This window comes from Methylobacterium sp. J-070 (genome assembly GCF_022829385.1).
Taxonomy (GTDB): domain Bacteria; phylum Pseudomonadota; class Alphaproteobacteria; order Rhizobiales; family Beijerinckiaceae; genus Methylobacterium.
This window is the reverse complement of record NZ_JAKSXX010000211.1, coordinates 1-8,612: the sequence shown is the minus strand read 5'-3', so window position 1 is coordinate 8,612 and position 8,612 is coordinate 1. Positions and strand designations below refer to the sequence as shown.

Here is an 8,612-nt window from a genome sequence, read left to right as displayed (position 1 = left end):
GCACCCCGACGCCGAACTGGTAGCGCTCGGCGAGCGATGGCTGCGGGCCCGTGACGCTCAGGCCGAAGCGATGGAGGCATGGGGCGTCGCCTGGATGCAGATCCACGCCGTCCTCGTCACATGTCCTCAGGACCTGTTCGTGACCCGACCTCGACCTCGCGGCCAAACTGGTTCCTGCGCGAGCGGGCGCTGACCGAGGCGCAATCCGCCGCCCAAGCCGCGGTGTGGCGCACCACGCCGACCACGCGGGCCGGACGCCTTGCCCTCATGGATTACGCCCGGTTTCAGGTCGCGCTCTACACCGGCGGCGAGACTGACCCCGATGTCCCCGCCTACCTGTTCCGGGACATCATGAGCGCCGTCACGGCGGCGTTCGAGGCCGACTGTGCCCCGGCGAGCGACACGGCCACGCACGACCTGTCCGGCTGCGACCTCGCCCAGCTCGCCCGCCTCTACGAGACCTGGGAGGGCGTGTTCCACCACCTGACGGGCGCCAGCGAGATCCCGTGTTTCACCGCCGATCGATACAGCGGGCACACGCCAGCCGGAGAGGCGCTGGACCGCGAGTACGACCGGGCGGGCGCCTTCCTCAGTGACATCGCTGAGGAAGTCAGGGGCCGAACGGCCGTCACCGCCGACGAGCGGCGCGAGCGCCTGGGCGTGCTTATCCGGGACGAGCTGAACACCAACGGCCGGCCGGTCAACGACGCTCTGCTCGCCGAGCTGAACGCCCAGCACGAACGCTGAGCCCACCCTTCTGTCGCCGTGCGTACCGCCCCGGTCGGATCCAGCCGGGTCATTCCATCACACCCGAGACACCACCATGGGCGACGTGCTCACCTTCACCCCGCGTCCAAAAACGGCCGCTCCGGCAGCGCTGGAGCCGCTGGCGGGCGCCGCGCTCCGCGCCAGCTTGGAGGAGGCGGCACAGATCGCCCTCGACGCGGCGGACCGCATCATCGCCGTGCTCGACCGCATGGACGACGATGCGGACCTTGAAGACGGCGCAGACGGCGAGCCGTCTCTGGCGGCTCCCGAGAACGCCACCGGCAGCCAAGTCGTGTACATGCGCGGGAACGACCAGGACCGCGAGACCGAGGCGCCTGAGACCGTGCTGCCGGAGGTAGCGGTCGAGCCGGCGCCCGAGGCCGAGATCCTGCCGTGGCGCGGACGCGGCAACGTTATCGCGGCCGTCGGCGTGGCCCTCCTCGACATGGTGGCGAACCCCTGAGGCCGGTCGTGTGTCTTCCACCGGCCGGTCCTTGCGCACTCAGTGCTGGACCGTGCAACTCGCGATGTCATCGGTCGGAAGGTACTCACACATTGTGACGCCTGGGTTAGTCCTAGCTGCCGAGAAGTTCGCGCTTCTATCCGGCGACGGGATCAACAAGAGGGTGTTGAAAGCGAGCGCAGCAATGGCATACGCGAGCACAAGCATCGTTAGGCTGCGCAGGAATGCGGCAAACAGGGCAGAGGTCACCGAGATCCTCCCAAAGGCGGGTGTGTTGCGCCAACGGAAAGGCTAGGTTTCGGCCTCAGAGGCCGGCATCCACCGACTGGTGGATACGTTCGTAACTTCGTCGTGAGCAGGGCTGGGCGTGCCGGCGATCCCGCCGACGCCGGTTCTGTGCCGGTGATAGGGTAACGAAACGGTACCCCATTGGCATCCACGCCCGCCCTCCGATGCCTTGGGGAGCTAGCGGGCGAGCGTGGAGATCAGCGGGATGAGGACCACCGACTCAGGTACCCTACGCTGATGTCGGCAGATCCGTCTCTGTGACGGATGCGCTGCCCATAAGATGCCGCGGCAGCGATGCTCGGCCGTATAAGGGCTACTTGAACAGATCGCGGAGAGCGGCTTCGAGGCGATCAACCGTTGCGACCGCCTCTTCGTGATCTACCGCGTCTTCAACCTGCTGCGCACGAGCAACCTTCGAGAGTCGCCGACTTGATTTCAGCGATCGGGGCGATTTCTTGGATAAGTGAAATCCGTGATCTCGGTTCGGCATCCTCTAACTCGCTGAAAACTGCTGATGGCAACGAACACAATCAGCAATTCCATTAGTTCCACCGCTTCCTGTGGCTAACTACTGATATGAACAATATGCCGCAGATATGGGCAACGTCCAAGGCTGGAGCGGTCTCGTCAGGTTCAAGGGGCCTTACCGGAACAGAGGCAAGCCCGCACCAATGATGATCAGGCCAAGCACGATGAGACTACCGCCCGCACTCTCAAGAACCGCCTGCTGGACGGGTCTTTTTGAGGCTACACCTGCAAGAACCGCGCCCAAGACAATACAAGCCAGGCTGAAAACAATCATGGCGGGCGCCTCGCCGCCTACAATAAGCGCCAAACAGCAAGAAGCGAACGCGATCATATGGCTAAGCTGAACTTAGCCCGTCAGGAAGGCTTTAAACCGATTGAGTGAATTTTACGGGTGCCGTTGATTTCATCAACCCCTCACGAACGTCACTCGCGCATCCGGTGCGGAGCGCATCATCGCCGGCCTGGACCGTATTGACGGGGATCTGGGCCTTGAGGACGGTGCCGACGACGAGCCATCGTTTGCCGCTGCTGAAAACACTGCCGGCAGCCAAATCGTTTATATGCGTGGCGGGGATCAAGACATAGAGGCCGAGGCGCCCGAGACCGTGCTGCCGGAGGTAGCGGTCGAGCTGCTGCCCGAGACGCAGATCCTGCCCCGGCGCGGCCGGGGCAACGTCATCGCGGCTGCCGGCTCGCTGCTTATCGACCTGCTGGAGCGTGCTTGATGCAAGATCCGCAGAGGGTGGGGAACGGCCATTACTCAACCCGGAAAACGCTCGAAGGCAGGAAGCTCATGTGCAGATGTCATCCACTTCACACGTTCCGCCGTCTGCACCTGAATTTGGGGGATGATTGCATCGGGATCATCGAGCGCTGCGATCCTCACCTGCATCATTCCCATCTTCTTGAGAAGTGCGTTCGTGAAGAATAGGCCGGTGCCACACAACCCGCAAAATGAACGCCACCCGTCTTCGGACGAGTTGTAAACTTTCGGATTACCAGTAACCGATACGGCATCCTCGGGCATCATAGCCCATGCTAACATGGGTGCGCCTGATTGCTTCCGGCAAAAGTCGCAGTAGCATACAGAACTTGCTGCGGCCTTATCCGGCATCTCGAACTGGATCGAGTTACAGTAGCAGCGTCCACGAAGCATGGATTCGGCCCCTCAGTCAGGAAGTCGACCTGTAGCAACGCCGGGTCGCGATGTCTCCTTTAAGTGGAGAACCGTCATTGGGTTGCCGTCCAAAAACCGGCGTTCAGTTTAGCATCCACTGTCGCTGTTCAGCCGAGGTCAACACCACTTTGGAAGCGGATGCTCTAGTAGAAAACCTCATAGATCCTCCCCGACCTGTTAGTTACCGACCCGGGCTTTCGCCATAGCAGCCCGCACGCCTGGACAAGGTAGAGTCTTGAAATCGCTCTGTAAGTCGACAACGTGTTCGAACATCAGTTAGGCGTGGGTCGCCAGTGCTTGAGGCTCAACGGTGTCTGCGACCGCTTCAGGCGTATCGCGCGACACGCCCCCGAAGCGGTCAACCAGGAGAACTGCAACCGTGTTGCCGAAGACGTTTACGGTAGTGCGGCCCATGTCCATGAACACATCAACGGCCGCGAGAACTGCCACTGACTCGACCGGTAAGCCCAACGCGACGAGTACGGTAGTGGCCGCCACGAGTCCGCCGCCCGACACGTTGCCCATGCCCTTCGTCGAGATGAGGCCGGTAACGATGATGGTGAGCATGGCAGGGAGGTCGAGTGCGATGCCGTGAGCTTCAACGACGAATGCGGTTGCGAGGGAGATGTAAAGTGAGGTCCCGTCTTGGTTGAAGGAATAACCGAGCGGGATCACGGTCGACACGACTTTGTTAGGAACGCCGAACCGCTCAAGGATCTCCATGTGGATCGGCAATGACGACTCTGACGATCGCGTGGTGAATGCAAGCAGCAGGGGCTCGGCGATTTTGCGGGTCACGACAAGTGGATTGTGGCCGATCGCGAACAACACCACCCACATGAGCAGGACGACGACCACCAATCCTACATAGAGCGTTCCAATCAGCTTCCCGAGTGCAAGCAGCGTCGTCAGCCCCTGGCTCGCAAACAGCCAAGCCATAACAGCCGCGACCGCGATCGGGGAGAACGCAATGATCCAGCGCACCATTCTCATCATCGCTGCCTGAACAGCCTGTAGCATGACAACGGCGCTTCGTCCGACATCACCGATGGATGCGAGCGCAGCCCCAAATAGAACGCCGAAGAGCAGAACTTGCAGGATCTTCTGCTCGGCCATCGCACTTACGATGTTCGCGGGAACGAGGTCGAGCAGGAAGGACGCGAGGTTGATCTTCAGACCCGCATTTGCCGGGACGGTTCCGGCGATCGACAGGTCGACGCCTATTCCTGGATGGAAAACCGCGTTGGCGGCGAGCCCGACAAGAATGCAGAAGCCCGACGCAACGAAGAACCAGATGAACGCGATGAGAACCATACGGCCGAAGGAAGAGAGTTCTTGGCCCATGTTGAAGATGCCAAGGGCAATGGACGAGAAGACGAGCGGAACAACGATCATTCGGAGCGCTTTGATGAAGGCTTGTCCGACCGGGAGGAGCGCCTTGCCGAGATCCGGGAATGCTAGTCCCAGCACACAACCAATCACGAGCCCAGCCAACATTTGAAGCGGCAAGGTTCGGTTTGTGCGCGTCCGGACTTCGCCGCCGCCCGCGTGCGTTTCCCTCGTCAGCGTCGCTGCCATCGTTCCGCTCCTTCGCTCGGGAGAGGCCGGACGAGACGCCCGACCGGTCAGGTCGGTGAACTACGCTGTGACTTCGAGCGAGTTCTGAGCCGCATTCCGGCCACGCATCCATTCGCGGATGAGCCGCTCGACCCGAGCGATGTCGTCGCGATTGTTGTATAGGCCGAAGGAGAAGCGCAGCAGGTCCCGCCGAATGCTGAGCCGAACGCCTTCTGCTACAAGGTGCTCATACAGCGCCTTCATGCTGAGGTCGGCTGCGGAGTCGTGATCGAAGCCCATTTCGGACCCGATCGTGACGATGTGGGTGCTCTGAGAGCCCGGGCGACCGCCAAAGACTGGCAGACCGAGAGCCAGCATGCGCTCAGCGAATTCGCATGCGAGCCCGAACGTATGTTGTTCGACAGCCTTTGGCGTGAGGTCCAGGATGAGCTTGAGGGCTGCCGTGACGGTTACAATGGCCGGGTAATTGTAGTTGCCGACGTCGAAGCGGCGCGCTCCAGCCGCCAGAGGACCTGAGATTGGATTACCGAGGCTGGCTTCATGGCCTTCCTGTTCGACCCCGAACCGCGACAAGTAAGCGGGGTTAAGCGTTTCGGCTACGCTCCGACGGACGTAGAGGAAACCGAGCCCATAGAGGGACATCAACCCCTTCTGGGTCGACGCGGCTAGTGCATCGCAACCCCACTTCTCCACGTCCGTTTCGACCACCCCGATCGACTGGGCCGTGTCGACCACGAGATGAACGCCGCGTCGGCGGCATTCGGCGCCAAGTTGGGGCACGGGAAACAGGAACCCCGGTGCGAACGACACCGCCGAGATCGCTACGACGCGGCATCGCTCGTCTATGGCGTGCAGAATGTCTTCGAGCGGGACGACGCCTCGCTTTTGGCGCACGTTCTTGACGACGAGGCCGTGCTTCCGGGCGAGACCGTACCAAGGATAGATGTTGGCCGGATGTTCGAGTTCTTCGCAAACGACCACGGTGTCGCCGGGCTTCCAGTCGAGCGCTGCCCCGAAGGCCGCAATCCCGTCCGTAACGTTACGCGTAAAGGCGACCTCGTCCGGATGGCTGCAGATGAGCGCGGCGAACTGTTCCCGACACTCCTCGACCGCTGAGAAAAGCCCAGCCTTGTCGATGGTCCCGTTCGCCATATCATCAAGGTGCTTGTCGAGCGCCGCACGGCCTCCCGTATACAGTAGGGCTCGTGAAGCCATGTCGAAAAACGGTCCCGCACGCGTACCGGCGAACTGCTCCCTTGCAGCGGCGAATAGCTCATCGCGGGGCGACATGGATTTCCTTTGGTTTGCCAGCAGTGTTCGTTCATCAGAATGATGTCATGCCTTGCAGAGCCGGCAACTAGCGGCTTAATGTGCTGCGGTATGAATGCTGCTCATACCGACCCGTTCGCGAGCATACCGGTCAGTAAGCTGCGCGTTTTCGATGCAGCCGCTCGACACACCAACTTGGTCAGGGCCGCGGCCGAGCTTGGCATGACGCAGGGTGGAGTGAGCCGGCACATCAAATCGCTTGAGGACCTGCTTGGGACAGCACTATTTCGTAGGGGTCCGCGCGGTGTCACGCTGACGGAGGCCGGTGACCTCCTCGCTGATTACGTCCGGCGAGGTTTCGACGAATTGGCGTCGGGCCTAGAAAGGATCGGTCAGCCCAGACGGCGAACGACACTAATTGTTGCCGCGCCGCGTAGCTTCGCCCTCCGGGTGTTGGTGGGACGGCTCGGGACCTTCCTACGTGCCAACTCCTGGATTGATTTTCGTCTCGACACGCATCGCTATTACGAAGGCCTGGACCGTTCGCCCGGTGATATCGCCATCCGAGCGGGAGACGGTTCCTGGGGCGACTTCTCCGTTGAGCGGCTCACCACCGACGTCCTGTTTCCAGTTTGCGCGCCGTCGCTGTGGGACGGTTCTCCTGCTGGAGTAGACTTCCTGCACGACAAGCTTCTGCTCCACTACGCAGAACGGCCGACTTGGCCGGCGTGGCTTCGACAAGCCGATTTCGACCCGGCTCTCGGCGTCGTAGGTCCGAGTTTTAGCGAAACGTCTCTCGCGCTTGCAGCAGCAGAACAGGGGCAAGGCGTTGCAATCGGTCGGCGCTCGTTAGTGGCAGATGCCCTTTCAGCTGGGATGCTCGTGCGTCCTTTCGACATTGAGCATGATGATGGCGTCGGCTATTTCCTAGTAAGTCGTAAAGCGGACCAAAATCGTGCCCTTGTGCGGACCTTCTCCGATTGGCTTCTCGGCGCCACGTCCGACTTTAGGTAGCCGGTCAGTTCCACAACGAAAGGACTTTCCTAGCGTCATCTTAACGACGTTCTGCAACTAAGCACTATCTGCTGTTGAGGCTCCAAGGTGGCCCGAAAGCTTGCGTTTAGATCCGCTTATTCGTAGCGATCGAGATTGCCGGCAAGCGGACTTTCTGAATTTCTGAAAAGGGTCGTAAGCAAGCGGCAGAACCTGCTGCACCTGATGCAGCAGTAGTTCAACCTGCACGAGGCCATCACCGCCGTGCTATCGGGCTCAGCTGAGAACGTCGAGGCAATGACTGCACCTGCCCGGCTCACCCTACGTGCTGCAGCCGGCTATCCGGGTCGTGCGGGGGCCATAGATGATCGCGCTGCTGCGCCGCCTGCTGCGTGTCGGTCCCACCCCGGATACAGCTTGGAGTGACGTGGCAATCGCCGCCTTCCTCACAACGCCGCCCGCGCCGATGCAGGAGATCCGTCCGCCGCAGGCCTCGAACGATGACCCGTTGAACGTCCTCCGTGAGGGCTTGGAGCGCGAACTGCGGGCGGTAGCGTTGATCCGGTGAACTATCACGAGGCGATGGGCGCCCTGCTGATGGCCGAGGAGCCGGAAGCCGTCGCGCAGGTGCGGGCGGCAATCAGTAGCCCGACATGTCGCGCACGCCTACAGTGGTAGAAGAATTCGGAAGACTGCCCCAGCTGATAGTCGCTCCCGCTCGCGCGATACCGCTCTGGAAGAGCATACAGCCAATGGACGGAGCGCAGCAGTGATCCGACCGTCTCCGACGAGTCGCCACGTCCGAGCCACCTATCTCGGCTTGCTGCTGCTTCAGATCGCGGGTGCGGGCTGTCTGATTTGGGCCACGCTGCCGATTTTCCAAGATTTGGCTGACAACCCGGGAGAGCAGATTTCTCGGCAAGGCAGTGATTATTTCATGATCTGTGTCTCGATACTGACCATGCAGTCAGCCTACTGGTACGGGTATATCCGTGTTCCCGTGCCGTTTGTTCGCCCAAACGTCTTCCTAAATCATTTGATCGCCTTCTTGGCACGCCTCAGTTTTATCTTCGGCGCGGCGCTTTTCTCCGTCGTGTTTTTTCGGCACTTGCCGGTTCTCACTGTAAACTTCAGCATCGGCTGGCTGGTGAGCCAAGGCGTACTGCTTGCGTGCGCCTTGTTCGCCTTGTTCTGTCTAGCTCTTGAGCTTGAGCGGCTGGCTAGCGCGCTCGCTCGGAAGCCCTCGCCCTAGCATGCGGAGCCAGGGATCATCGTTGCACCGTCCCGGCAACGTTGACTTAACCGTGCCGCCCGGCCGACATGGACCGTTCCGGCCGGATCCGCCCCGGCGAGTCGAGAGCCGGCAATTCAGGAGAGCAACCGCTGCGGAATTGAGACCCTGAAAAGGGGCGTGTCGCAAACCCGGCTGTGAGCCGCGGAAGGGCGTCTACCGTCTCGCTTTCATGCTTTGTTCGTGACAGGAAGGCCGAAGCAGCAGGCGAGCAGCTGGTTCTGCTCGCGCACGGTCCAGATCCCCGCAAACCCGAA

General features: G+C 61.2%; 9 protein-coding genes and 1 pseudogene. 6 read left to right on the top strand and 4 right to left on the bottom strand.

All coding sequences use genetic code 11. The features are described 5' to 3' along the window. Positions 1-120 precede the first annotated feature (120 nt). From MKL01_RS22940 to MKL01_RS22930, 3 genes are all read left to right on the top strand, one after another. The gene (locus MKL01_RS22940) at positions 121-747 is read left to right on the top strand and encodes a hypothetical protein (RefSeq protein ID WP_243907493.1); all 627 of its coding nucleotides are present in this window, start codon (positions 121-123) and stop codon (positions 745-747) included. 76 nt (positions 748-823) lie between these two features. Next, on the top strand, positions 824-1,231 hold the full coding sequence (locus tag MKL01_RS22935) for a hypothetical protein (protein ID WP_243907492.1): 408 nt from the start codon (positions 824-826) through the stop codon (positions 1,229-1,231). A 1,376-nt stretch (positions 1,232-2,607) separates the two neighbouring features. Further along, positions 2,608-2,772 (top strand): hypothetical protein, encoded by a 165-nt coding sequence (locus MKL01_RS22930; RefSeq protein ID WP_243907491.1) that lies wholly within the window; start codon positions 2,608-2,610, stop codon positions 2,770-2,772. A gap of 35 nt (positions 2,773-2,807) precedes the next feature. Here the strand turns inward: MKL01_RS22930 and MKL01_RS22925 are convergent, their stop codons facing one another. From MKL01_RS22925 to MKL01_RS22915, 3 genes are all read right to left on the bottom strand, one after another. Beyond that, positions 2,808-3,161 carry a GFA family protein gene (locus MKL01_RS22925; RefSeq protein ID WP_279604820.1) on the bottom strand — a complete coding sequence of 118 codons (354 nt, stop codon included), beginning with the start codon at positions 3,159-3,161 and terminating at the stop codon, positions 2,808-2,810. Between the two features lie 339 nt (positions 3,162-3,500). Then, positions 3,501-4,802, bottom strand: coding sequence for a dicarboxylate/amino acid:cation symporter (locus MKL01_RS22920; protein WP_243907489.1), 1,302 nt, complete (start codon positions 4,800-4,802; stop codon positions 3,501-3,503). Between the two features lie 60 nt (positions 4,803-4,862). Next, the gene (locus tag MKL01_RS22915) at positions 4,863-6,092 is read right to left on the bottom strand and encodes an aminotransferase class V-fold PLP-dependent enzyme (protein ID WP_243907488.1); all 1,230 of its coding nucleotides are present in this window, start codon (positions 6,090-6,092) and stop codon (positions 4,863-4,865) included. Positions 6,093-6,131: 39 nt separating this feature from the next. On the opposite strand from MKL01_RS22915, the gene MKL01_RS22910 reads away from it, so the two are divergent. From MKL01_RS22910 to MKL01_RS22900, 3 genes are all read left to right on the top strand, one after another. Continuing rightward, positions 6,132-7,085 carry a LysR substrate-binding domain-containing protein gene (locus tag MKL01_RS22910; RefSeq protein ID WP_313901482.1) on the top strand — a complete coding sequence of 318 codons (954 nt, stop codon included), beginning with the start codon at positions 6,132-6,134 and terminating at the stop codon, positions 7,083-7,085. Between the two features lie 343 nt (positions 7,086-7,428). Further along, entirely contained in the window at positions 7,429-7,632 is a 204-nt protein-coding gene (locus MKL01_RS22905; RefSeq protein ID WP_243907486.1) for a hypothetical protein, read from the top strand. 252 nt (positions 7,633-7,884) lie between these two features. Next, entirely contained in the window at positions 7,885-8,316 is a 432-nt protein-coding gene (locus MKL01_RS22900; protein ID WP_243907485.1) for a hypothetical protein, read from the top strand. A gap of 209 nt (positions 8,317-8,525) precedes the next feature. Here MKL01_RS22900 and MKL01_RS22895 read toward each other — a convergent pair. Then, positions 8,526-8,612 (bottom strand): annotated as a pseudogene (locus MKL01_RS22895) (IS6 family transposase); the annotation flags it as partial.